The sequence below is a fragment of the Frischella perrara genome (assembly GCF_000807275.1).
GTDB classification, from domain to species: Bacteria; Pseudomonadota; Gammaproteobacteria; order Enterobacterales; family Orbaceae; genus Frischella; species Frischella perrara.
Genome location: NZ_CP009056.1, coordinates 2,249,317 through 2,276,132 on the forward strand (window position 1 = coordinate 2,249,317; position 26,816 = coordinate 2,276,132).

Consider the following 26,816-nt stretch of genomic DNA (forward strand, 5'->3'; position numbering starts at 1 on the left):
CTTGATGAGGCATGGAGCTTTTAATTCAAATTACAAATATCATATTTTGACTATATGGGTTGTTTGATAATAATGATAAAAATGCCCGTATTTATAATTTTAGAGCATAATATTCACATAATATAATAACAACGACAATATTAATAAAATAATGAATGTTTAGTGTGCAGATTTATAACATATTTGAAAAGTGCAATTAAAATAAGTTCTCTGTTCTGGTTTGCTTTATTCTGCGACTTTTGAATAGCACAGAGTGTAGAATAATGAAAAGAATGTTAATTAATGCAACGCAACAAGAAGAGTTGCGTATTGCTCTTGTGGATGGACAACGTCTATATGATCTTGACATAAAAAGTCTTGGTCATGAGCAAAAAAAAGCCAATATATATAAAGGCACAATTACCAAAATCAATCCTAGTCTTGAGGCTGCTTTTGTTTCTTATGGCGGTGAGCGAGATGGCTTTCTTCCATTAAAGGAGATTGCAAAGAATTACTTCCCTAGCGATATCAATGAGCGTCGGAGTATCAAACATCTTCAAGAGGGTCAAGAAGTTCTGATCCAGATTGAAAAAGAGATTAGAGGGAAAAAAGGTGCTGCACTTACAACTTATATAAGCCTTGCTGGTAGTTATTTAGTATTAATGCCAAATGACTCTCGAGCTGGTGGCATTTCAAGACGTATAGAAGGTGAAGAGCGTGCAGATTTAATCCGAAATATTGATGCTCTTGAAAAACCAGAAGGTATGGGAATCATTGCGCGTACAGCTGGGGTTGGCAAATCACAAGAAGAACTTCAACAAGATCTTGATGCCCTTATCGCTTACTGGAATGCGATCCAAATTGAAGCTGAAAATCATCCTGCTCCAAGCCTAATCCACAAAGAAAGTGATGTCATAACGCGTGCTTTCAGGGATTATTTGCGTGATGATATCGGCGAAATTCTAATTGATAACCAAAAAGTACTAGAAACCGCTAAAAAACGTTTAGTCGATTTAGGTCGTGTAGAATATTTAGATAAATTAAAACTTTATACTGGCGAAATTTCACTATTTAGTCATTTCCAAATTGAAGGACAAATTGAATCGGCTTTCCAACGTGAAGTACGATTACCATCTGGTGGGTCAATTGTTATTGATACCACTGAAGCCCTAACTGCGATTGATATTAACTCGGCAAAGTCAATCAAAGGCAGCGATATAGAAGAAACTGCATTCAATACTAATTTAGAAGCAGCTGATGAAATAGCACGCCAATTACGCCTTCGTGATCTCGGTGGTTTAATTGTTATTGATTTTATTGACATGACACCTATCCGTAATCAACGTGAAGTAGAAAATCGTTTGAAAAAAGCCATGAAGTCAGATCGAGCTAGAATTCAAACCATCAGAATTTCCCGTTTTGGATTACTTGAGATGTCACGACAACGACTAAGCCCATCTTTACGTGAGGCAACACATCATATTTGTCCACGTTGTCAGGGTACAGGAACCATTCGTGATAATAATTCTCTCTCTCTATCAATTCTTCGCCTGATTCAAGAAGAAGCAATGAAAGAAAACACGGCGCAAATTGAAGTAATTGTTCCTGTTGCTATTGCAAGTTATTTACTCAATGAAAAACGTCGAGCTATTACAAACATTGAAAAAAATTATCCAAATATAAAAATTGTTATCGCGGCAGATAGTGAAATGGAAACGCCGCTTTACAAAGTTATTCGTAAACGTAATGGTGAAGAAACTGACGTATTGAGTTATAACCTTCCGAAACTAATTCGAGAATTAGAGGAAGAAGAAGAAGAGCAAATTATTGAGTCTGTTCCTGAAGAAGCGATTTTGTCAGGTGTAAAAGTTGAATTAAATCCTGAGATTAATAAGACTAAAATTGAAATGAAATCATCTGAAAAGACAGGAATTTTCAGTTCATTAATTAAAAAAATTGGTTCTTTATTTGTTACAAAATCAAAAATTGAAATACCTAAAGAAACACCAACTAAAGTTGAAGCAACAAATAAGGGACGAAATTCTAAACGTGCACCTAATGCTCGACGTCATAACGCTCGAAGTAACACTACTACGTTAGAGACTAAAGAGAAAGAGCCTAGAAATAGTCATCGTTCACGTACAAATAATAAACCTTCCGTACCAGCAACGGTAAATCCTGCTAGTACAACTATGGAAGTTACACAACAACCTAAAGCTGAAGTAAAATTAAGACGTCAACAACGGCAATTAACAAAAAAAGTAAGGGTTACCCGCGACGATCGAACTGAATTACCTAACAATACTATAGTGTCTGAATCCCTCGAAACAGTTCCTATGATTGCGTTGATTTTGCAACCGGTATTAATAAATAATTTACCAAATCAGAAAAATACTACTGATGAAGTCGTCAATCAATTTAACCGACGAACTCGTAAGACATCTCGTCATTTAAGATTGAATGGTCAACGTCGCAAACGTACCAGAAATGTCACACAAACAACATCTCCTATGCCGTTAGCTATGGCAGTCTATTCACCTGAATTGGCATTAAGTAGGGTTTTCATTGATTATCAACAGGTCAATAATAAATTAAGTGTTAAAAAAGAAACAACGAAATCAACAACGGAAATTAATAATCAGAAATTAACTGCAATTATTCCGACGTTATTACTTCCAATAATATTGGACAAAACAAATGAAAATGAGACACCTTTAATTAAAGAAACTAAGAGCGAAACAGTAAATAAACAACCCGTTCTAGTGACTGACCTTGAGGATAAAATAACTAATTATAATGACATTGCAGTACGCAAAATTGTAGGTTTCTCTTCGTCATTAACGAAAAAAGCACCAGCGCCAAATGCAAATCAGGATCCTTTATCATTGACAATTCAACATCGTGATGAGTCTGATTATCAATATATTGGTAAAGGTAAAGCGGGTGGATTAAGTGCTCAAAATCATGCTTTTTCACACGCGACTAAACCTAACCATTAACTCGTAACAATATTGGTGTGGAGTTTTCCACACCAAATTTCCTTTATTTTGGTTACTTATAAGCTAAATTCACTTAATCTACCCACCATACTTGGTAGAGTTTATATAACTTCAATAAAAAAAGGATTATAGTTATAATATCTTATTGTTTCTTATAGTTTAATTGATAAATAACACTTGAATAAGAATAGATAATTAACCGTTTTGCGTCCTATTGAAGAGATAGATAATGCTAATTTATATCATAAAAAAATTGTTTTCATTTTTAATCTTGTTATTCATATTAACATTGATAAGTGTAAGTATTGTTTATTTTTCACCAAATAGCCCCATTAGCCATCTTAGCTTTTATCAATCATATTACGATTTTTATTACCAATTATTCAGTTATCAATCGTTTGCTTTACCATTATTTCAAAAAAATGTATACGAAATCTTACATCAGATTTTATTACCTAGCTTTGAACTTGGATTATTAGCCATTATTTGTGCTACTCTGATCGGTTTTCCAATTGGAATTATTTCTGGTCTATCAGATAACAGCAAATTCTCTCATTTTTTACGTTTAATTTCCTGGATACTTTATGCTAGTCCTTTGATTTGGATTGCTATTTTAATCATTTGGGTAGCATCTATTGATTGGCATTTTGTACAACATACAGATTATACAAAAACTATTAGCAATTCTTCGTTATTAGATATATTCTCAGCAACTAATAGTAATAAATTAGCAATGCTAGTCGATCATTTTAAACCTCTATTTCTTCCAGCATTAATTTTAACTATACAGCCTTGTATTATTACGATTCAAATAGTAAGTGAGCGAGTAAATCTAATCGCAAATAAAAATTATATTAAGGTTGCTAATATTAGAGAAAATTCTTCACTAAAGGTATTATTTAGGCATTTACTTCCTAATGCGATACCTGAAATTATCCCACAATTAACTTACAACATCACAACCTTATTATTTTCCATAATGGTAATAGAAATTCTATTGAATCGTGCTGGTGTAGGGACTTGGTTATTATCTGGTTTTTATAAACAAGATTATAGCATTATTGCTTTAACATTATTATGTTGTGGTATTATTATCAGCTTATTAACGTTATTAAGTGAAATCTTGGTTGTTTTAATCTACTCACCACAATCAAGGACAATATATGAATAATTTCAAATATAGACTTAATGGAATTGCCGAAGGAATCTTTGGCATTAAAAATGCTATCCATAGTAATATCTATATGATAATAGGTAGTTATGGTATTTTTGCCATAGTGTTTATTTGTTACTCAATTCATTGGTTATTTCATGCCGATATGGCACCTATTTATGAGCATCACTTATTACCGGCTTGGGAAAATAACAGCGATATTAACCATATTCTTGGTACCGATGATCAAGGTCGAGATATTTTTAATTTTTTACTGTTAGCATTCAAATCTTCGATAATTTTAACGTTAGCTACCACTACATTTGTAGTCATACTCGGTGCTATTGTTAATTATATTCTCTTTTTTATTTCTCCTTTACGATCATTAATATCTATGCTATTTAGAGTTATGATTTCGTTTCCTCCTATGTTAAGTGCTATTATTGTTGCCTCCCTTTGGGACAATGATATCTGGGCAACGCTAATGATTATTGGGCTAGCTTATTTGCCTCGTTTTGTCCATAATGTTGATCAGCAAATTATGCAAGAGTGGCAAAAAACCTATATTTCGGCCCATCGCCTAGATGGAATACCCACCGTTAAAATCGTCAATATCTATATTTTCCCGAATATTTTACCTGCTTATTTGACAGAAATTGCTAATTTATTTAGCCATATTATTTTAGCTTTAACTGTATTAACCTTTCTCGGCTTTGGGTGTAATGGTCTTAGTACCCCTGATTTGGGGATTATGATGAATAATATGTTACCGATCATTGATTATAACTTTTGGGGATTTTTTGCAACAGGTATGGTCATTGTTTTTACTATTTTAATGATTCAATTCTTTAATTTAGGTATTACGTTAATATTAACTAAAAAAACTGAGAATTAGATATGGCATTATTAGATATTCGTAATCTGACTATCGAATTTATCACGCCAAAAGGGTTATTGCGTGCAGTCGACCGTGTCAATCTCAAATTGAATGAAGGCGAAATCAGAGGTTTGGTTGGAGAATCAGGTTCTGGAAAAAGTTTGATTGCTAAAGCCATATTGGGCGTAACTAATAAGAACTGGTTGATCACAGCAGATCGCTTTCATTTTAATGGTATAGATTTGCTTAAACTAAGCGAAAAACAACGACGAAAAGTAATCAGTGCTAATATATCTATGATTTTCCAAGAGCCCCAATCGTGCCTTGACCCTAATATGAAAATTGGTCGGTTACTTGTTCAATCCATTCCTTCATGGACTTTTAAAGGTCATTTTTGGCAAAGACTCTTTTGGCGTAAAAATCGCGCGATTGAGTTATTACATCGTGTTGGGATCAAAGAACATAAAGACATTATGAATTCTTATCCTTATGAGCTAACTGAGGGTGAGTGTCAAAAAGTGATGATTGCAACTGCGCTAGCTAATCAACCTAAGTTACTCATCGCTGATGAACCTACTAATGCGATGGAATCAACAACCGAAGCCCAGATTTTCCGCTTATTGGCGAGTTTAAATCAAAATTCAGGCACAACAATTTTGTTAATTAGTCATGATCTACAAATGGTGACTCGATGGACTGATCGTATTAATGTATTATACTGTGGGCAAACAGTTGAAGTAGCAAACAGCGAAGAACTGATTAAAAAGCCCTATCACCCTTACACCCAAGCTCTAATTTTTGCAATTCCTGATTTCGGTAAAGCAATTGCACATAAAAGTCCATTAAATACCTTAGCCGGAGTCATCCCTCCCCTAGAACATCTACCAATCGGCTGTCGATTAGGTCCACGTTGCCCATATGCACAAAAAAAATGCATAGAAACACCGGCACTTATTGCACTTAAGGATCATGCAGTTGCATGCCATTATCCACTCAATATTGAATTACAGGATAATAAACCATGAATCCCGTATTAAAAGTCCGTAATTTATCAAAACGTTTTGCTATACCTAAAGGGTTATTCGGTCATCTGTATATTGATGCGGTTAAACCTGTTTCTTTTTCGCTTAATGAAGGCAAAACATTAGCTATCATTGGTGAAAATGGTTCTGGGAAATCAACATTAGCTAAAATGATAGTTGGGATGATAAAACCTGATAATGGCGATATTTGGGTTGAAGATCAGAAATTAGAATATGGTGATTATCAAACCCGATGTCAGCTTATTCGTATGATTTTCCAAAATACTGATAGTGCATTTGATCCTCGTCTAAAAATTGGCAAAATATTAGAAATACCTCTTAAACAAAATACTCAACTTAATGCTAATCAACGTGAGCAACTTATTTATGAAGTATTAAAACACGTTGGTTTGTCTGCAGAACATGCTAATTATTACCCATCCGTAATGGCAGTAGGTCAAAAGCAACGTGTGGCACTTGCAAGAGCATTGATACTTAAACCAAAGGTAATTATTTTTGATGAAGCATTAACGGCTTTAGATATCTCAATGAGATCACAAATTATTAATTTAATGTTATCGCTTCAACAAGAGCATAACATTTCGTACGTTTATGTTACTCAAGATATAGGTATGATGAAACATATCAGTGATCAAATTCTTGTTATGCATAAAGGAGAAGTTGTTGAAAGTGGTAATACAGCGGAAGTACTTGCATCACCACTAAGTGATATTACCCAAAAATTAGTACACAGTTATTTTGGTGAAGCACTCACTGCCGATACTTGGCGAACAGATACACGCGCTTTCTAATATATCACTAATAAATAATCAAACTTGTTTATGATTTGAGTTCATTCGTCATTGACAATTTAATATTGTAATTAGAATAAATTTGTTTAAGCGATGTATTTTAATTATGCATCGCTTATTGTAGGTCATCTTTGAAATATTGACGATACAGTTAAAAATAACTATAGATATCGGCAAAGATAAGCCGTGGGTTCAACAACTTCAACACTAAATTCATTTTTTCCTTGAACATGAAAAATTTGTCCAGCCTCTAAAATTTGCCAATCCTTTGCTGAAGGCAACAATACTTTAAAAGAACCGGAAATTATCATAATTTCTTCCGGTTTATTGGTGCTGAAAATATATTCTCCAGGCATCATAACACCAATACTAGAATCACCTGTATTTGCATTTTTGAATCGAATAGATTTCACCTTACCATTAAAGTATTCATTAACTGTTAACATTAGATTTTCCTGCCAAATGATTGCATAGAATTACTAGTATACTCATTATTATAAAATTTCGATAATCGTTATCATAAAAATTAATTATTTGATTTCATAAATAAAATTAGTAGGGATTTTATTGTTAGTTACTTGGAATTTTGTTATATTTGCATACTATTTCAACAATGAAATAAATTACAAAGGAAATAAAATGAGACATAAAATTTTAATATCTAGCTTATTAACTTTAGTATTAACTGGATGTGGCATAATAGATGGTGCTGTTCGTTCTGATAATAGCATTAAAGAAAAAACTGCTTTTGCTTTAGGAACTACGGCTGATAATGTTACTATTTCTAATATCAGCAAGGATTTTGACTCAGTTAAGTTTAATGCGACATATAAAAAGAAAGTTTATCAATGCTATTATTCGACAGTTCTTGTTACAACAAGTGATGTAGTGTGTTCACCTACAGATGGAAAATCATCTTTACCTCAAACAGCACAATGTAATGCTCTTACTAAAGCAGCTGGAAAATGTAATTAAAAAATAATAATTTTAAAGTGAAAAGTGAATTTTTATAATTATATATAAAATAATAGTTGTGGCTTAGCTAGGTAAAAGATCTCATCTTCTATTTCAGTATTTATTACCATGATCTAATCGTGTTTAGAGAACCTTCTTGGGATTGCATGGTCACAACTATTAGCTTTTTTTATTTAATAGTTTTGATCGCAAGAATAGGTTTCAATTTATCAAAATTATGAAGTTCTTCACGTTTATTTATAATTATTTGTTTCAATAATTTTATAAAGCTAGTTTTATTTAAAGGATTAATGTCGACATTTTAATACAAAAACTTATTTTAATTTGATATGTTACGATTCAAGTTCTCTTGTTTATTTTTTATTTTAACCCATTCAGATTCGTGAAGATTGTTGTTAATTAAACTAAATAATTTAACTGTTAATATAAATTATGATTGATTTAATTAACAAAACCGTCCAAAATTACTGACTGCAGCATGTGCTGTTTAACTTAAAGGTAACCACTCGCTTTATGGAATGGATGATGGATCCAACGGTTTGGATTGGTCTTTCGACATTAATTGTTCTTGAAATTGTTCTTGGTATTGATAATATTATTTTCATTGCCATTCTTACTGAAAAAGTTCCACCCGAAAAACGCGATCATGCGCGCATTACCGGTTTATCATTCGCATTAATTATGCGTATCGTTTTATTAATGTTTACTGGTTGGTTGGTGACTTTAACCGCACCTCTTTTTTATTTCGAGAGCTTGGGCATTAGCTTTAATGCACGTCAATTGATTATGCTCGTTGGTGGCTTATTTTTATTATTCAAAGCCACAATGGAGCTTAATGAACGTCTGGAAGGTTCTAGTCACGAAAATGAACGGCAAAAAAAGACATCTCATTTTTGGACTGTAGTTGCACAAATCGTTGTACTTGATGCGGTATTTTCGTTGGATTCCGTTATCACTGCAGTAGGTATTGTGGAACATATCCCAATTATGATTGCAGCTGTTTGTATTGCCATGTTAGTGATGATGTTAGCAAGTAAACCATTAGCCTACTTTGTAAATAGCCATCCAACTATTGTTATTCTGTGCTTAAGCTTCTTATTAATGATTGGTTTTAGCCTCGTTGCGGAAGGATTTGGTTTTGTAATTCCAAAAGGTTATTTATATGCTGCTATTGGTTTTTCAATCCTCATTGAATTCTTTAATCAAATTGCTATTTTTAATCGACGTAAATTTCTTAATACCAAACCATTAAGACAACGTACGGCCGAAGCAATACTTAATTTACTGAAAGGTGATACCGAAGACGAGGAAAATAATAATATAACTAACGATTCTGTTGCCGAAGCGGGTAAGAATGCTGATGCATTTAATGCCCAAGAATTAAGTATGGTGGAACGTGTACTTGGGTTAGCACAAAGATCTGTTAGTAGTATTATGACATCTCGGCAAAATATCAGCATGATTAATATTAATGATACACGTGAAAATATATTGCATGAAATTAATGAAAACCAACATAATCGATTAATAGTGACTGATGATGCCTCAATTGATGAACCATTAGGGATTATACAGGTTAATGATTTAGTTAAAGAAATATTAAATAATCAACAAAATTTCTCTATAACTAAGTTAATTAAACAACCGCTTATTTTCCCCGAGACAATTTCATTATTAACCGCATTAGAACAATTTAAAAATGGAAAAACTCATTTCGCATTTGTGGTTGATGAATTTGGTTCTATGCAAGGTATTGTATCGGTAAACGATGTAATGGAAACAATTGCCGGTGATTTCCCAACAGAAAATGATGAAGTTGATGCTAAACATGATATACAGAGTCAGGGCGAAAATTGTTGGATTGCTAATGGTTATATTCCACTTGAAGAATTGATCCGGTTTGTGCCAATTGAATTAGATGATCGCCGTGAGTACCATACATTAGCAGGATTGTTAATGGAAAAATCACAGCATATACCTAGTGTTGGTGAAATTATTAAATTAGATGATTATTTATTTGAGATCTTGGAAATTGATAGCCATCGTATTGTTCGAGTCAAAATTTGTCATGTTGATCATGCAAAAAATCCCACTTCATCATAATTAGGGGGTTAGCCCCCTATTTTATAAAAAAGTTGTAATATTCAGAAAAATTTCAAAATATTTAAACAAATAAAATAAAAATACGTTAGAATACCCGCTTTGTTATTTTATTTAAAGTGAGTTGAACAATGCATAGCACTAGCCCATTACTTGTGGCAATGATAAGTGGTATTGTTCTATCTGCTATATTAAGAATGTGGACTAATCAATTACGCATTTCACCCTTAGTGGGTTATCTCATTACAGGTACTATTTTTGATAAACCCATTATTACCCACTTTAAATTCAGACTATTTGGCAATACAAAGCAAACAGCTTTAACAATTCTTGCTCGTCCTGTTCAAGTAGGTGAGTTTGCCTTTATATTAGCTGCATTTGCTAAAACACTAGAAGTATTTCCCGATAATGAATACAGCTTAATTCTTGCAGGGATTATTATCTCAATCGTTATTAATCCTATTGTTTTTGATTTGGCAAAACGTTTCTTATCCAAAACCAAAACAATTATTGATTCTATTGCGGTAATTAACCAACTTGATTCAGATAATTTTAAAAATTATGCGATTTTAGTCGGTTATGGATGTTTAGGTAGAACTATTGCTTCTCAACTTAAAAAGCAAGGTATTGCATTCGTTGCCATTAGCAATTCATTCACTTTTATTGAACAACGCCATCTTAATAATATTGTTGCGATATTAAGCGATACCGATAAATCCGAGATACTCGGGATTGCTCAACCAAAAACCGCTATATGGTTAATCCTCTGTTATAAGTCCAAGGAAATTTATTCTCTCGCTAGAGTAACTAAAGCTGATCTAGGAATTTATGTTTCCACCTTTAATGATGATCAAGTTGAACATATTGTCGGACACGATTTAAAAGAGCTTATTACGGGCAGACAAGAGATTCCGGAACGCATTCTAGATTTAATGAATATCACTTCCAATAGGCAAAATAAGGATGAAGAAAAAAAAGGGAAAAATACACAAAATAAATATATAAATTTATGCTAATTAATCGAGCGGTTATGACAGTTCAATCGAATAACAAACCGGCCTTACTACATGCTTTCGTATTTCGGTCGAATTATTTTCATTTAATTTAAATTAGGTTTTTATATGACTAATCCTCAATCAAATAATCCACATTCTTTATTTGAAAGAATTTTTCAATTACGTGCAAAAAAAACGACAGTTGGTACAGAATGTATAGCCGGATTTACCACCTTTTTAACAATGGTATATATTATCTTCGTTAATCCAGCGATCCTTTCTGCAGCAGGAATGGACCAAAATGCTGTTTTTGTTTTAACTTGCTTAGTTACCGCATTTGCCAGTATTTTAATGGGATTTGCCGCTAACTTACCTATAGCTTTAGCGCCTGCTATGGGACTCAATGCATTTTTTGCCTATGGAATTTGTGTCAGCATGGGCTATTCTTGGCAAGTCGGTATGGGGGCAATCTTCTGGGGATCCCTAATTTTCTTCCTATTATCATTGTTCAAAATTCGTTATTGGCTTATTTCTAATATTCCACACTGTTTAAGAATTGGAATCAGCGCAGGTATTGGTTTATTTATTGCCTTTATGGGCTTTCAAAATATGGGAATAGTAGTTTACTCACCGGCTACATTATTAACAATAGGCGACATTTCATCCCTAAATGTTTTACTCGGTTCATTAGGATTTTTTATTATCATTATCCTCGCTGCTCGTAATTTTCACGCAGCCGTACTTGTCTCCATTATTATTGTTACCCTATTAGCGCTTTGGCTAGATCCAAATATTCACTATAATGGCATTGTATCTATGCCACCTGATATTACTAGTGTTGTTGGGCATATTGACCTTGCTGGATCACTGAATGTGGGAATTATGGGGGTCATCTTCTCAGTTATGATTGTTAGTTTATTTGATTCTTCTGGAACCATATTGGCAGTAACTGATAAGGCTGGCATTGCTGATGAAAAAGGGCGTTTTCCTAAAATGCGACAAGCATTATTAGTTGATAGTTTTAGCTCTTCATTAGGTGGTTTATTTGGTACATCATCTGTTCTAACTTATATCGAAAGTACTGCCGGTGTTTCCGTTGGCGGTCGTACTGGTTTAACCTCTGTGGTAGTTGGACTTTTATTTTTAGTTGTTATTTTCTTATCACCACTTGCACATCTCGTGCCAAATTATGCAACATCAGGTGCATTAATTTTTGTTGGTATTTTGATGGTATCAAGCTTGGTGAAAGTTAATTGGCACGACTTAACGGAAGCTACTCCCGCTTTCATTACTGCATTAATGATGCCATTTGCCTTTGCTATTACAGAAGGTGTAGCTCTCGGATTTATTTCTTATGTTATCCTTAAATTATTTACAGGGAAATTTAAAGATCTGAATATCTGTGTAATCGCTGTCGCAATTTTATTTATTTTAAAATTCATTTTTATCGGCCATTAATACTTAGTTTAAAAGATATAAGGCAGGATAGCCCTGCCTTTCAAAATATGATAGGAATGTGAAACATCTCTTTAAAATTGAACTTTAAAAATAGTTTTTGCATAAAAAAATATCAGCCCTAATTTCAATCTACCTTATCGACATCACTAAATAATTTTGCTATTTATTTTGACACGCATAAAAAAGCAAAAACTTGACATTATCGTTTATCAGGACTAGAATCTTGCGACCCAAATACTATATCTTACAGTATTCTGGGTACAATTGTTTTTACGTATCTAAAAAAGTAGTTTTAATTATTTTTAAATAAATCAGGAGCTTATTAATGGCAACAATTAATCAGCTGGTACGCAAACCAAGAGCGCTAAAGGAAGCAAAAAGTAACGTTCCTGCACTTGAAGCATGCCCGCAAAAAAGAGGTGTTTGTACTCGTGTTTACACTACTACACCTAAAAAACCTAACTCTGCATTACGTAAAGTATGTCGTGTACGTTTAACTAACGGTTTTGAAGTAACTTCATATATCGGTGGTGAAGGTCACAACCTACAAGAGCACTCAGTTATTCTAATCCGTGGTGGTCGTGTTAAAGACTTGCCGGGTGTGCGTTATCACACTGTTCGTGGAGCGCTAGACTGTGCTGGTGTTAAAGATCGTAAACAAGCCCGTTCTAAATACGGCGTTAAAAGACCTAAAGCTTAATGGTTATCCGTTAAGTAAGGCCAAACTATATAATTCCATTTAACTCATTTGAGTTTTGGGTAAACCTGAAAAATTTTTTAAAAACGGAGTAATCCATGCCACGTCGTCGTATTGCTGGTCAAAGAAAAATTCTACCTGATCCAAAGTTCAGTTCAGAATTACTAGCTAAATTTGTAAATATTTTAATGATAGATGGTAAAAAATCTGTCGCAGAATCAATCGTATATTCAGCTCTTGATACGCTTGCAGAACGCAGCGGTAAAGATCATTTAGCTGCTTTTGAAATTGCATTAGATAACGTAAAACCAACTGTAGAAGTTAAGTCTCGCCGTGTTGGTGGTTCTACATATCAAGTACCTGTTGAAGTCCGCCCGGTACGTCGTAATGCGCTTGCAATGCGTTGGATTGTAGAAGCTGCCCGTAAACGTGGTGATAAATCAATGGCTTTACGCCTTGCGAATGAATTAATGGATGCTTTTGAAAACAAAGGTACTGCTGTTAAGAAACGCGAAGACGTTCACCGTATGGCTGAAGCTAATAGAGCGTTTGCACACTATCGTTGGTAATTTGAGCGCTTTTATAAGTCGCTTGAAATAAGACTGGTAGCCCAATTGCTATCAGTCAACCGAAAGATATTTTATTAAGCAAACGATTCTAAATAGAGGATTAATATGGCTCGTACAACCCCTATAGCACGCTACCGCAATATCGGTATTAGTGCACATATTGACGCAGGTAAAACAACAACGACAGAACGTATTTTGTTTTATACTGGTGTAAGTCACAAAATTGGTGAAGTTCATGATGGTGCAGCGACCATGGACTGGATGGAACAAGAACAAGAACGTGGTATCACTATCACTTCTGCTGCAACAACTGCATTCTGGTCTGGTATGGGTCAACAGTTTGAACCACATCGAATTAATATCATCGACACCCCGGGACACGTTGACTTCACAATCGAAGTAGAACGTTCTATGCGTGTACTTGATGGTGCAGTAATGGTTTACTGTGCAGTTGGTGGCGTTCAACCACAATCTGAAACGGTATGGCGTCAAGCAAACAAGTATAAAGTTCCACGTATTGCATTTGTAAATAAAATGGACCGTATGGGTGCTAACTTCTTACGTGTTGTTGATCAAATTAAAACACGTTTAGCAGCCGTTCCTGTTCCTTTAGTATTACCAATCGGTGCTGAAGAGAAATTTACCGGTGTTGTAGATCTACTTAAACGCAAAGCAATTAACTGGAATGATGCTGATCAAGGTGTTACATTCACTTATGAAGATGTTCCTGCAGATATGGTTGATCAAGTTGAAGAATATCGTGCTAACTTGATTGAAGCAGCTGCTGAAGCTAGCGAAGAGTTAATGGAAAAATATCTTGGTGGTGAAGATTTAACAGAAGAAGAAGTTAAAGGTGCATTACGTCAACGTGTACTTGACAACGAAATCATCCTAGTTACCTGTGGTAGTGCCTTTAAAAATAAAGGTGTTCAATTCATGCTTGATGCTGTAGTTGAATTCCTACCAGCACCAACTGATGTTCCAGCAATTAATGGTGAATTGCAAAATGGTGAAGCAGCTGAACGTCATTCAAGTGATGATGAGCCATTCTCTGCGCTTGCATTTAAAATTGCAACCGACCCATTTGTTGGTAACTTGACATTCTTCCGTGTTTATTCTGGTGTAGTTAACTCTGGTGATACCGTTCTTAACTCTGTTAAAGATAAAAAAGAACGTTTTGGTCGTATCGTTCAGATGCATGCTAATAAGCGTGAAGAAATCAAAGAAGTTCGCGCTGGTGATATTGCTGCAGCAATCGGTCTTAAAGATGTCACTACAGGTGATACGCTTTGTGCAGAAAGCGCACCAATTATCCTTGAAAGAATGGAATTCCCAGAACCTGTAATTTCTGTTGCGGTTGAACCAAAAACTAAAGCTGACCAAGAGAAAATGGGTCTTGCTTTAGGTCGTCTAGCACAAGAAGATCCATCTTTCCGTGTGCATACAGACGAAGAATCAGGTCAAACTATTATTTCTGGTATGGGTGAACTTCACTTAGAAATCATCGTTGACCGTATGAAACGTGAATTTAAAGTTGAAGCTAATGTAGGTAAACCTCAAGTAGCTTATCGTGAAACCATTCGCAATGAAGTTGAACAAGAAGGTAAATTTGTTCGTCAGTCTGGTGGTCGTGGTCAATATGGTCATGTATGGTTAAAAATCAAACCATTGGAAGCGGGTGGCGAAGGCTACAAATTCAATAATGAAATCGTTGGTGGTGTGGTTCCTAAAGAATACATTCCAGCAGTAGATAAAGGCTGTCAAGAACAAATGAAAAATGGTGTTCTTGCGGGTTATCCTATTGTTGATGTTGAAGTTACTATCTTTGATGGTTCTTTCCATGATGTCGACTCATCAGAAATGGCATTTAAAATTGCCGGTTCTATGGCGTTTAAAGACGGCTTCATGAAAGCTAAACCAGTTCTTTTAGAACCAATCATGAAAGTAGAAGTTGAAACTCCTGAAGATTATATGGGCGATGTTATCGGTGACTTGAACCGTCGTCGTGGTATGATTGAAGGAATGGAAGATACTGCTACTGGTAAAACAGTTCGTGCACAAGTTCCACTTTCAGAAATGTTTGGTTATGCAACTGATCTTCGTTCACAAACGCAAGGTCGTGCTTCATACTCTATGGAGTTCTTGAAGTATAATGAAGCACCAACAAATATTGCAACAGCAATTATTGAAGCTCGTAAAGCGAAATAATTATTTATATAAATAAAGTAACACTTCCCTTATAAATAGAAGGGAAGTGGTTTAATAAAGGAACATTAAGATGTCTAAAGAAAAATTTGAACGTACAAAACCCCATGTTAACGTAGGTACAATCGGCCACGTTGACCATGGTAAAACAACTTTAACTGCAGCGATCACTTCTGTACTTGCTAAGAAATACGGTGGTCAAGCACGTGCATTCGATCAAATCGATAATGCACCAGAAGAAAAAGCACGTGGTATCACCATCAATACTTCACACGTTGAATATGATACACCAACTCGTCACTACGCACACGTAGACTGCCCGGGCCATGCTGACTATGTTAAAAACATGATCACTGGTGCGGCACAAATGGACGGAGCTATTCTAGTAGTAGCAGCGACAGATGGTCCAATGCCACAAACTCGTGAACACATTCTTTTAGGTCGTCAAGTAGGTGTACCTTACATCATCGTATTCTTAAACAAATGCGATATGGTAGATGATGAAGAATTATTAGAATTAGTAGAAATGGAAGTACGTGAACTTCTATCTCAATACGATTTCCCAGGTGATGATACACCAGTAATTCGTGGTTCAGCGCTTAAAGCGTTAGAAGGCGATGCAGCATGGGAAGACAAAATTGTTGAATTAGCAGAAGCATTAGATAGCTACATTCCAGAACCAGAGCGTGACATTGATAAACCATTCTTATTACCAATTGAAGACGTATTCTCAATCTCAGGACGTGGTACAGTAGTAACAGGTCGTGTAGAGCGTGGTGTAATCAAAGTTGGTGAAGAAGTTGAAATTGTTGGTATCAAACCGACAACAAAAACGACTTGTACTGGTGTAGAAATGTTCCGTAAATTACTAGACGAAGGCCGTGCAGGTGAAAACGTTGGTGTATTACTACGTGGTACAAAACGTGAAGAAATCGAACGTGGTCAAGTATTAGCGAAACCAGGTTCAATCACTCCACATACAGATTTTGAATCAGAAGTGTATATCTTAAGTAAAGATGAAGGTGGTCGTCATACTCCATTCTTCAAAGGTTACCGTCCACAGTTCTACTTCCGTACAACTGACGTAACAGGTACTATCGAATTACCAGAAGGTGTAGAGATGGTAATGCCAGGTGATAACATTAAGATGACAGTATCATTAATTCACCCAATCGCGATGGCAGAAGGCTTACGTTTTGCTATCCGTGAAGGTGGTCGTACTGTTGGTGCTGGTGTGGTTGCTCGAGTTATTAAGTAATTACTTAATAAATCATAACAATTTATTGAAAGACCGTATAATGCGGTCTTTTTTATTGCGTGCTATTCTCGATAAAAGAATGACTTTTCGCCCCAATGAAATTATCAATTACATAAAAAAAACCAGTACAAAAATACTGGAATGATGATAAATATAGATGCTAAATGTATCTACAATTAATAAGGAAATGAATATTATTCTTCTTCGTCAATTGATAAAGCAATTTCTGATAAGATAATACCGGTATTATCCGCATAAACGAAGTCATCAGTAAAAAATGTCACCCCACCGAAATTTACCCGAATATGTGTTTCACCTAATCCCTGATCTTCTGCACCAACAGGAATAGCGGCCAAAGCTTGGATACCGATTTCAGCCTCTGCCAAATAATCAACTTGTCGAACAGCACCATTAACGATAATACCAGCCCAATTATTTTGCACAGCTATATCAACTAATTCTGCGTCAATAAGTGCTCTTCTAACAGAGCCTCCACCATCAATAACTAAGACTTTACCTGAACCATTACTTTGTAATAACTCATAAAGCAGACCATTGTCTTCGAAACATTTAACGGTTATCACTTGACCGGAAAAAGAAGAAATGCCACCAAAGTTAGTAAATAAAGGTTCAACAACATTGATATCTTCAGGATAATAATCACATAATATTGAGGTATCAAAATCCATATAAATTCTCCTTTAATAACTGTTAATAAGTTTTAGTATAATGCCAAATAGACATCGATAGTAAAAAACAATTGTAATTGTTTTTTAAATATGAACTAAATCAAAAAATCTCAGAATATAATTCATATTTTGCATATCTGAGATATTTATTAAAGCACTATAATGAATAATAGTCATCAAGATATTAATTATTTAAAAAAATGCTTAATAGAATGTCTTTTGAAAAATTCACGGGCACTTCCATCTCTAACTGCAGATATGAATATCCCTAAAGCAGCGTAAAAACCGCCTAATACAAGCAACATAAATAAATTGAATAAATTATCAGAAATAGCTAAACCCATTTGATTCACACTTGCAATCATATTACTTGCCCAAGTCGATGGTAATAATTTAGCAATGCATTTCACCCAATTTGGCATGGCTTCAAGTGGCCAAATAGTACCTGAAAGATAAAATACAGGTGTCGTGATGAATGATAGGGTTAAATATATCATTTCCACCTTTCTAAGACTTTCAGTTAACAATTTTGCTAACCCCATTACAGCCAGTAAAAAAGGGAATGTCATTAAAATTATCTGTGGCAATGTGGCTAATTGCCGGTAGCCTAAAAGCCAAGGCCATAAACCAAATAAAATAATAGACAGAAATAGCCAAATAGGAATTAAGGCAGATAAACTACCTAAAAAAACTATTGCAGGTGGTTTTCCTTGGGGTAAAGAACTTAATCCAATATTTGTTCTAGTTGAAACAATTAATAATGAATGTTGTAACAGCATGACTAATAAGCCAGGAAAGGTTATAGCGGCAAAACTTATTCCGGCATTATATAATGGATCGATTTGACTTTTAATCGGCATCAAAATAATGTTAACTTGCTCAGTCGATAATCCACTATTACGCATTAAATCTGAATTATAACGACTCAAAAATTGTTGGTAAATTGATTTAAAATCTTGTTGAATCATACCATTGGCTAATCGACTTGAAGCATCGCCATAAGCTGGAATAGTTATCGCCTCACCTCTTAATAACCGTTTTTCATAATCACGAGGAATTGTAATCACCGCAAATAATTTTCTATCATTAATATCTTGATAAGCTTCAAGTGAGCTTTCATAGAGTATTATATTTGCTTTAGATGTTGTATCTAACGCTCGAATCAACTCACGACTAGACGATGTATGATCCAAATCAACGACTGCAACCGGTAAATTATTAATAGAACCGTTGAGGTAAACTAAACTCATTAATATTACTGAAATAAGGAGTAAAAGCCATTTTGGTTCAGCAAGAAATCTTAAAGTTATACGTTTGAAAGAACTCCAATATAATTGTAACATTAGATGGTTCCCTCTTGATTTAAGCGTTTAACTAGTCGTTTCCTAACTAATAACGTAATAATAATTGGATAAATAGATAATATAGCGCAGGTTTTTAACACTGACCTAAAACTCGCATGGCGTAGGAAGAGATCAAATAATTTATTCAAAGCATAAGTTAAAGGCTCAATTGAAGATATAACTCTCGCAATCCAAGGCATGGATAATTCAGGTACAACTACGCCAGAATAAGTTAATGCTAAGCCCACTAATAAACCTATAAATGAATAAGCATCAATTGTTGAACGAGTAAAAGTAAACAATAAAATACCAAGGCTTTGAGCCGCCATGACATAAAAAAGTCCAACAATTAGCATATAAAACGGATTGCCTGATACTCTTGCTTGGGAATATAGCACCAGAAGTGCAATCTCGAATATAAGCAACATTGTATACCATAAAGTATAAGGTGCTAATTTCCCTAAAACAAATGGATAACTTGGTCTAGTTCTGTTTGGTAATCGACCTAAAATATGAATAGTTAATGCGACAACAAAAAGTTGAATTATATGTACTAGTGCTGAAAACTGTTGGAAGTACATAGAATTACCACTAGCATTAAATAAGCCATCATAGTTAAGATTCGCTTGAGCTAACTTAGGTATAGCAACGCCAGCTTTAGCTGCTAATACACTTCTCAATTGACTATTAAATTGGGCAATTAATCCCGAATAATCCATAATTGAGTATAATCCAGCACTATAAAATAAAGCATTATAATAAAATATAGGCGTAGGTTGACGCCCAGCAAGGACATCGGCTTCGAAATTTGGCGGAATGTACAACAGCGCATAGATCTTAGCTCTTGCCAGTGCTTTTTCAGCTTCATTAATTGAAATATCAAAATTGATAATATCGGCATGAGCACCAGCGTTAAGATCACGGATGATTTGTTTAGATAATATACTTTTATCCTGATCAACCACGCCTACTGGTAAATCGTATAATACCCCTTTAGAAAAGATACTTCCAATTAATATAAATATCATTAATGGTAGAATCCACAACAACCAGTGGTGGGTAAACCGTTTGAAGATCGATTGCATTTCATCGTTAAATGCAATTTTAAATCGCTTTAAAAAATCAATCGTTAATTCTCTAAAGTCCATAAACAACTCATACCAGCACGTAAATTTTTGATCGGTTTAGTTGGATACAACCGAATTTCGAAAGTTTTTAAATCAAAGTCACCTGTCGCGCGAGTTGCTCTTTTTGTTGCATAGTCCCCCATTTGTGCTATATATCTAACTTCAGTCTCTATCTTATCATTCCCCAATGCTGGGACAGTTAGCATCACATGATCGCCTTTATGAATATTCGCTAAGATATTTTCACGGATGTTAAACACAAAATAGGCTTTAGATAATTGAACTACTGTCAATAATGGACTTGTAGCATTAAATAACTCACCGACTTCGGCAGGAATAGCTCCTACTTCGCCATCAATAGGTGATTTAACAATTAAATCATCATATTGAATCGTTAATTGTTTTAATTGCTCTTCCGCTTGTTGTAATCTGGCTTCATATATTTGTCTTTGTTCTAAACGATCACCGTTCAATGCTTGATCCAAGTTTGCTTGAGCTGAATTAACTTGTTGATAAGCGGCATCACGCGCTTTTAAGGAATTATCTAATACTGATTGGGATATATACCCCTTGCTTGATACCGCTAAGTTTCTTTGATAATCTTTTAATGCATTATCATATGTGGCTTTAGCTTGCTGTAACAATGCTTCATAGTAACGTATACTTTCTTCTCGAGTTCCATGTAAAGACAACTCAAGCTGTGCTTTTGCCTGATCACGTTCAGCCTGTGCAGCTTTTACTTGTGAAAGTAATTCGGGGCTATCTAACGTAATTAGGACATCCCCTGATTTGACATCATCGCCACGATTAACGTGAATAGTCTCCACTCTCCCTCTTGCTTTCGAAGATAAGTTAATATTAGGAGCATCAACTTCACCTTGTAATATTAAATCACTGTTATGTGATCGTATTAGAATTGTCATGGATATTGTCACCACAACAAATAAAATAACAAAAAATACCCTTTTATTCATAATTAAATAACACGATTAGTATGACTAAGATAAATAAGAAACTTGAATTTATATCCTAATATGTTTATAGATATTGAGTCAGTGTTCTTATTCTTATTGAAAATGAATTTAAACAAACTATTGTAGATAGACAGCAAAGATTATCTGACAAACATTTTTATCAAAAAATAAGTTTAGAAATAATTACAATCTATAAATAAACTTAAACGATAAAAGAAATGAAATAATCATTTATCACAACAAATTTCATTTGTAAATGATATATTATCCGAGACTTATAAAAAAAACCATACCTATCATGTACTATTTTTCAAGATTAGATTAATAGTTATCACCTATATTATATATTGAGTTAAATCGATTAGATAAAACCTGACTTATTTAGTATGATATTTGCCAATAATATAATAAGTTTATAAAAATTTCATAAAGGTACATTAAGAGATGAAAAAAATAGTGATTGTTGGCGGTGGTGCAGGCGGTTTAGCTTTGGCAACTCAATTAGGCAAAAAGTTAGGGAGGACAGGTAAAGCTGAAATTACACTAGTCGATAAAAACTCTAATCATTTATGGAAACCATTGCTACATGAAATTGCAACCGGTGCACTAAACGATGAACTTGATTATGTGGATTACTTAGTACAAGCCAAAAAAAATCATTTCACATTTAAACAAGGTTTTTTAACTGATATTAATCGTGAACACAAAAAAATTACGTTAAATGAAGTGTGCGACTCTCAACAACAAACCATTTTCCCTCAGACTGATCTTGAATATGATATTTTAGTTATGGCAATTGGTAGTACTTCAAATGATTTCGGTACACCGGGTGTTAAAGAAAATTGTATCTTCTTAGATGATCAAGGATCAGCTAAAAAATTCCGTAAATCAATTCTATCAACCTTCTTACGCATCTCATCTAGATTAGATAAAAAAGATAAGCTTAATATTTCTATTGTTGGTGCAGGTGCTACAGGTGTCGAAATGACAACAGAATTATTTAATATGGTTGATGTTTTGGGTGATTATGGTTATAAACACCTCTCATCTTCTTTATTAAATATTACTCTAATTGAAGCAACTAATCGAATTTTGCCCGCATTACCTGAAAATACTAGTAAGAATATCCAATTAAAACTGGAAAAATTAGGCGCTAAAGTTTTAACAAATACTAAAATTGTTAAAGCTGATGAGAATCATTTCTATCCTGAAGGACAAGATCCTATTCCAGCAGATATTATGCTATGGACGGCTGGTGTAAAAGCGCCTGATTTTCTTAAGGATATTGGCGGACTAGAAACAAATCGTGTTAATCAACTTGTTGTTACCCCAACTTTACAAACTACTCGTGACCAAACAATTTTCGCCATAGGCGACTGCGCAAGCTGTGCTAAGCGTGAAGGTGGTTTCACACCTGCTACAGCCCAAGCAGCTCATCAAATGGCCTCTATTTGTTATCGAAATATCGTTGCTTTAGTTAATAATAAATCACTGAAATCTTTTAAATATAATGATAAAGGTACCATTATTTCTCTTGGTCATACTGCTCAAGGTGTAGTTACAACTATTGGAAAACATCAAATGAGCGTGAAAGGTTGTTTGGCATTTTTCATTTATAAAATGCTTTACCGATTACATCAGGTATCTATTTACGGTACATTTAAAACATTGCGTTTAATTAGAGCAAATAAAGTTTATAGCTCAGTTAGACCAAAAGTTAATATGGAATAATAGAATTCTATATATTTGAAAATAAAAAAAACCGAGTTTAATACTCGGTTTTTTGTTTTGAACTGGACTTAAAAATTAACTTTTTTCAACTTGACTGAAATCTAATTCTACTGGTGTTGAGCGACCAAAAATAGATACCGATACTTTTAAACGGCTCTTTTCATAATCAACTTCTTCAACAACCCCATTAAAATCAGCAAATGGTCCTTCATTAACACGCACAAGTTCACCTGGTTCAAATAGTGTTTTCGGACGAGGTTTATCACCTATTTGTTGCAATCTATTCATAATTGCATCGACTTCACGCTGACTAATAGGTGCTGGACGATCCGAAGTTCCACCGATAAACCCCATTGTTCTAGGGACACTGCGGACTAAATGCCAAGTTGCATCATTCATTGCCATTTCAACAAGAACATAACCTGGGAAGAATTTTCTTTCACTTTTACGGCGTTGACCGCCTTTCATTTCAACAACTTCTTCGGTTGGTACAAGAACTTCACCAAAAAAGTCTTCCATATTATGTAATTTAATATATTCACGTAATGATTGAGCAACACGCGCCTCATACCCCGAGTAAGCTTGAATAACGTACCAACGTTTTTTTTGTGTTTCACTCATACTAATGCCCTAAAACTGTTAAAGTAGAAATTATCCAATAGAAGATTGTATCTAATCCCCATAAACACGAACCGACCACAATGGTAATAACAGCAACTAACAGTGTTGTTTGTACTGTTTCTTTTCTGGTTGGCCATACAACCTTGCGAAGTTCTAATCGTGATTCCTTAGCAAATTCGATAAAGGCTTTGCCCTTCTCAGTAGTCAGCATGGTAACAAATGCCAAAGCAAAAACCGCAACCACAGCAACTAATCGAATAACTATATTAGGTTGATAGATTGGATTGGGTTCTGAAAAATAAAAATTTCCCCAAACCATGAAAGCAACAAGTAGAACAACGACTGTCCACTTAATTTTATCAAGCGTTTCGTTCGCTTTAGTCTTTTCGCTATTAGTATTAGTACGCATATACAACCCGTTATTTATTTTTTATTTCTGAAAATAATTTAATTCATAAAATGCTCTTGTAATACTGAAAAAACATTTTAGTAAATAAACTATTTACATGAAATTTCAAAAAGATAAGAAAGGGTATCTTAAGACACCCTCTCTTGATAATATTCAATCAGATTATGAGAATATTACTTAATAACTCGAGCAACCACACCAGCACCAACAGTACGACCACCTTCACGGATAGCAAAACGTAAACCTTCTGCCATCGCGATTGGGTGAATTAATGATACTGTCATCTTAATGTTATCACCTGGCATTACCATCTCTACACCTTCTGGTAATTCGATAGTACCTGTTACGTCAGTTGTACGGAAGTAGAACTGTGGACGGTAACCTTTGAAGAATGGAGTATGACGACCACCTTCATCTTTACTTAAGATATACACTTCTGATTCAAAATCTGTATGTGGAGTGATTGAACCTGGTTTCGCTAATACTTGACCACGTTCGATTTCTTCACGTTTTGTACCACGTAGTAATACACCAACGTTTTCACCTGCACGGCCTTCATCTAGTAATTTACGGAACATTTCTACACCAGTACAAGTCGTTTTTGTTGTCGGTTTGATACCAACAATTTCAACTTCTTCACCAACTTTGATTACACCGCGCTCTACACGACCTGTTACTACTGTACCACGTCCTGAGATTGAGAATACGTCTTCAATTGGTAATAAGAATGGTTTATCAATGTCACGCTCTGGTTCTGGAATGTAGCTATCTAATGCTTCTGCTAATTCAACAATTTTGTCTTCCCATGCTGCATCGCCTTCTAACGCTTTAAGCGCTGAACCACGAATTACTGGTGTATCATCACCTGGGAAATCGTATTGAGATAGAAGTTCACGTACTTCCATTTCTACTAATTCTAATAATTCTTCATCATCTACCATATCGCATTTGTTTAAGAATACGATGATGTAAGGTACACCTACTTGACGACCTAAAAGAATGTGCTCACGAGTTTGTGGCATTGGACCATCGGTCGCTGCTACTACTAGAATTGCTCCGTCCATTTGTGCCGCACCAGTGATCATGTTTTTAACATAGTCAGCATGGCCCGGGCAGTCTACGTGTGCGTAGTGACGAGTTGGTGTATCATATTCAACGTGTGAAGTGTTGATGGTGATACCACGTGCCTTTTCTTCTGGTGCATTATCGATTTGATCGAATGCACGTGCTTGACCACCGTATTTTTTAGCAAGTACTGAAGTGATCGCTGCAGTTAAAGTTGTTTTACCATGGTCAACGTGGCCGATTGTACCTACGTTAACGTGGGGTTTTGTGCGTTCAAATTTTTCTTTAGACATTAATTGTCCCTCTGATGTAATACAAATCGGTGTAAAATCACCACATTAACCTCGTACTTTTATTAATTAGTTAATTATTGCTAAAACAACAAAAACCTAAAAAAACAAAAATACAAACTTAAAAAATCAGCTCTGAATAATAGCAGATAAAACTACATTGTTACAAGTTTTATAGTACACTTTTACTTAAGTAAAGAAAAATAGTTTTGATTGATCGAATAAGTATGAAATTAAAAGAAGAGATATTGGTGCTGATAGGCAGATTTGAACTGCCGACCTCACCCTTACCAAGGGTGCGCTCTACCTACTGAGCTATATCAGCATTGGAGCGGGCAGCGGGAATCGAACCCGCATCATCAGCTTGGAAGGCTGAGGTAATAGCCATTATACGATGCCCGCATGTTCAAAATTGGCTACCTAAATGCTTCTATAGTTAGATATTGCATACTTTACGCGACCTGACTAATTTTCGCACTTAGCTGCATAATCATAAAATAGAACTGGCTATTATTCTATTTTACTAAAATGTATTTATCTAAATAACACTTTTAAATTATATTTCGGATAAACCATCTTTTCTATATTAGATGGTGGTGGGGGAAGGATTCGAACCTTCGAAGTGTGACACGGCAGATTTACAGTCTGCTCCCTTTGGCCGCTCGGGAACCCCACCCGAAAACTATAATTTATTCTTAACTACATTACTTAGGATAAATGGTGCCGGCTGCCGGAATCGAACTGGCGACCTACTGATTACAAGTCAGTTGCTCTACCTACTGAGCTAAGCCGGCCTAAGTGCTGCGCATTGTAGATTTATTTAAAAGCCAATGCAAGCGTTAATTTCAATTTTTTTTTCGGTCGATTAAAAAGTACTCAAAAGCGTTTAAATATAGCCATTATCCGTTATAAAAATAGGCAAATACTGAAAATTTTATTCTTGCTAATAAATTATAGAATTCGGATTTATTCATTTTAAATTATTACTTTTTCATTAACAAATCATAAATTATTTTGAAATATCCAATATATCATGCAATAAGGTCGGTAAGCATAGCTACAATTTGAACCACCATAAATATGCATTAAAATAAAATTAATAAATCTATAAAGTGTAGTAATTAAAATTAGGAAAGGAATATTTATCTTAAAACGGAAAATAGACGCTTATATCACTATAAATCCCCAGTGTTATTAATATACATAATCAGAATTGCTGCTATTCCTATAGAAACATCAATCAATATTATTAAGACAATTAATAATGTCGATATATATTTACAGGATAATAATATATCCAATTTACGTCTATGTATTGAAAAGCTAAATGATTCGATTATTAAATCACTGCGACGTTTTTCAGTTGGGCATAAGGTAGGCGTCCAACAAAAAAGTTTTTTAGAAGGACTTTCATTACATAATGGAAAAAAACAAACATATTGGGGAAGATTATATCAACTAGGAAGTT

General features: G+C 34.6%; 22 protein-coding genes and 4 tRNA genes. 14 read left to right on the plus strand and 12 right to left on the minus strand.

What is annotated here, in order from left to right:
• The first annotated feature begins 263 nt into the window (after positions 1-263).
• From rne to FPB0191_RS09765, 5 genes are all read left to right on the plus strand, one after another.
• Entirely contained in the window at positions 264-2,978 is a 2,715-nt protein-coding gene (gene rne, locus FPB0191_RS09745) for a ribonuclease E (protein ID WP_039105689.1), read from the plus strand.
• A gap of 229 nt (positions 2,979-3,207) precedes the next feature.
• The gene (locus FPB0191_RS09750; protein ID WP_039105691.1) at positions 3,208-4,149 is read left to right on the plus strand and encodes an ABC transporter permease subunit; all 942 of its coding nucleotides are present in this window, start codon (positions 3,208-3,210) and stop codon (positions 4,147-4,149) included.
• On the plus strand, positions 4,142-5,026 hold the full coding sequence (locus tag FPB0191_RS09755; RefSeq protein ID WP_039105692.1) for an ABC transporter permease subunit: 885 nt from the start codon (positions 4,142-4,144) through the stop codon (positions 5,024-5,026). Before FPB0191_RS09750 ends, FPB0191_RS09755 begins: the two co-directional genes overlap by 8 nt.
• A 2-nt stretch (positions 5,027-5,028) precedes the next feature.
• The gene (locus FPB0191_RS09760; RefSeq protein ID WP_039105694.1) at positions 5,029-6,033 is read left to right on the plus strand and encodes a peptide ABC transporter ATP-binding protein; all 1,005 of its coding nucleotides are present in this window, start codon (positions 5,029-5,031) and stop codon (positions 6,031-6,033) included.
• On the plus strand, positions 6,030-6,842 hold the full coding sequence (locus FPB0191_RS09765; RefSeq protein WP_039105696.1) for a peptide ABC transporter ATP-binding protein: 813 nt from the start codon (positions 6,030-6,032) through the stop codon (positions 6,840-6,842). The genes FPB0191_RS09760 and FPB0191_RS09765 overlap by 4 nt, the downstream gene beginning before the upstream one ends.
• Before the next feature lie 161 nt (positions 6,843-7,003).
• Here the strand turns inward: FPB0191_RS09765 and FPB0191_RS09770 are convergent, their stop codons facing one another.
• Positions 7,004-7,288, minus strand: coding sequence for a pyrimidine/purine nucleoside phosphorylase (locus FPB0191_RS09770; RefSeq protein ID WP_039105697.1), 285 nt, complete (start codon positions 7,286-7,288; stop codon positions 7,004-7,006).
• A gap of 193 nt (positions 7,289-7,481) precedes the next feature.
• Between FPB0191_RS09770 and FPB0191_RS09775 the strand changes: the two genes are divergently transcribed.
• From FPB0191_RS09775 to tuf (FPB0191_RS09810), 8 genes are all read left to right on the plus strand, one after another.
• Positions 7,482-7,817 (plus strand): hypothetical protein, encoded by a 336-nt coding sequence (locus tag FPB0191_RS09775; RefSeq protein WP_039105698.1) that lies wholly within the window; start codon positions 7,482-7,484, stop codon positions 7,815-7,817.
• Positions 7,818-8,330: 513 nt separating this feature from the next.
• Entirely contained in the window at positions 8,331-9,920 is a 1,590-nt protein-coding gene (locus tag FPB0191_RS09780) for a TerC family protein (protein WP_039105700.1), read from the plus strand.
• A gap of 128 nt (positions 9,921-10,048) precedes the next feature.
• Complete coding sequence (locus tag FPB0191_RS09785; RefSeq protein WP_039105702.1) at positions 10,049-10,933, plus strand: NAD-binding protein; 885 nt, start codon at positions 10,049-10,051, stop codon at positions 10,931-10,933.
• Between the two features lie 105 nt (positions 10,934-11,038).
• On the plus strand, positions 11,039-12,370 hold the full coding sequence (locus FPB0191_RS09790) for an NCS2 family permease (RefSeq protein WP_039105703.1): 1,332 nt from the start codon (positions 11,039-11,041) through the stop codon (positions 12,368-12,370).
• Positions 12,371-12,695: 325 nt separating this feature from the next.
• A complete protein-coding gene (rpsL, locus tag FPB0191_RS09795) occupies positions 12,696-13,070 on the plus strand; it encodes a 30S ribosomal protein S12 (protein WP_039105705.1) in 375 nt (124 codons plus the stop codon).
• 95 nt (positions 13,071-13,165) lie between these two features.
• A complete protein-coding gene (gene rpsG, locus FPB0191_RS09800; protein WP_039105706.1) occupies positions 13,166-13,636 on the plus strand; it encodes a 30S ribosomal protein S7 in 471 nt (156 codons plus the stop codon).
• Between the two features lie 105 nt (positions 13,637-13,741).
• On the plus strand, positions 13,742-15,844 hold the full coding sequence (gene fusA, locus FPB0191_RS09805) for an elongation factor G (protein WP_039105708.1): 2,103 nt from the start codon (positions 13,742-13,744) through the stop codon (positions 15,842-15,844).
• Between the two features lie 70 nt (positions 15,845-15,914).
• Positions 15,915-17,099 carry an elongation factor Tu gene (gene tuf / locus FPB0191_RS09810; RefSeq protein WP_039105709.1) on the plus strand — a complete coding sequence of 395 codons (1,185 nt, stop codon included), beginning with the start codon at positions 15,915-15,917 and terminating at the stop codon, positions 17,097-17,099.
• 194 nt (positions 17,100-17,293) lie between these two features.
• Here tuf (FPB0191_RS09810) and rraA read toward each other — a convergent pair whose 3' ends face one another.
• The 4 genes from rraA to FPB0191_RS09830 form a co-directional block, all read right to left on the minus strand.
• Positions 17,294-17,788 carry a ribonuclease E activity regulator RraA gene (rraA, locus tag FPB0191_RS09815; RefSeq protein WP_039105710.1) on the minus strand — a complete coding sequence of 165 codons (495 nt, stop codon included), beginning with the start codon at positions 17,786-17,788 and terminating at the stop codon, positions 17,294-17,296.
• A gap of 188 nt (positions 17,789-17,976) precedes the next feature.
• The gene (locus tag FPB0191_RS09820) at positions 17,977-19,131 is read right to left on the minus strand and encodes an ABC transporter permease (protein WP_039105712.1); all 1,155 of its coding nucleotides are present in this window, start codon (positions 19,129-19,131) and stop codon (positions 17,977-17,979) included.
• On the minus strand, positions 19,131-20,279 hold the full coding sequence (locus FPB0191_RS09825; RefSeq protein WP_039105713.1) for an ABC transporter permease: 1,149 nt from the start codon (positions 20,277-20,279) through the stop codon (positions 19,131-19,133). Before FPB0191_RS09825 ends, FPB0191_RS09820 begins: the two co-directional genes overlap by 1 nt.
• On the minus strand, positions 20,261-21,232 hold the full coding sequence (locus tag FPB0191_RS09830; RefSeq protein WP_039105714.1) for an HlyD family secretion protein: 972 nt from the start codon (positions 21,230-21,232) through the stop codon (positions 20,261-20,263). The genes FPB0191_RS09825 and FPB0191_RS09830 overlap by 19 nt, the downstream gene beginning before the upstream one ends.
• Positions 21,233-21,676: 444 nt before the next feature.
• Here FPB0191_RS09830 and FPB0191_RS09835 point away from each other — a divergent pair, with 444 nt between their 5' ends.
• Entirely contained in the window at positions 21,677-22,963 is a 1,287-nt protein-coding gene (locus FPB0191_RS09835; RefSeq protein ID WP_039105716.1) for an NAD(P)/FAD-dependent oxidoreductase, read from the plus strand.
• 75 nt (positions 22,964-23,038) lie between these two features.
• On the opposite strand, the gene nusG is transcribed toward FPB0191_RS09835, so the two are convergent.
• The 7 genes from nusG to FPB0191_RS09870 form a co-directional block, all read right to left on the minus strand.
• Positions 23,039-23,584: a transcription termination/antitermination protein NusG gene (nusG, locus tag FPB0191_RS09840; RefSeq protein ID WP_039105719.1), complete on the minus strand. Its 546-nt coding sequence runs from the start codon at positions 23,582-23,584 to the stop codon at positions 23,039-23,041.
• A 1-nt stretch (position 23,585) separates the two neighbouring features.
• Positions 23,586-23,993, minus strand: coding sequence for a preprotein translocase subunit SecE (secE, locus tag FPB0191_RS09845; RefSeq protein WP_039105720.1), 408 nt, complete (start codon positions 23,991-23,993; stop codon positions 23,586-23,588).
• Between the two features lie 173 nt (positions 23,994-24,166).
• On the minus strand, positions 24,167-25,351 hold the full coding sequence (gene tuf / locus FPB0191_RS09850) for an elongation factor Tu (protein WP_039105709.1): 1,185 nt from the start codon (positions 25,349-25,351) through the stop codon (positions 24,167-24,169).
• Positions 25,352-25,597: 246 nt separating this feature from the next.
• Positions 25,598-25,673: transfer RNA gene (locus FPB0191_RS09855), tRNA-Thr, on the minus strand.
• A gap of 2 nt (positions 25,674-25,675) precedes the next feature.
• A tRNA-Gly gene (locus FPB0191_RS09860) sits at positions 25,676-25,750 on the minus strand.
• Positions 25,751-25,939: 189 nt separating this feature from the next.
• A tRNA-Tyr gene (locus tag FPB0191_RS09865) sits at positions 25,940-26,024 on the minus strand.
• A 42-nt stretch (positions 26,025-26,066) separates the two neighbouring features.
• Positions 26,067-26,142, minus strand: a tRNA-Thr gene (locus tag FPB0191_RS09870).
• Between the last annotated feature and the right edge of the window lie 674 nt (positions 26,143-26,816).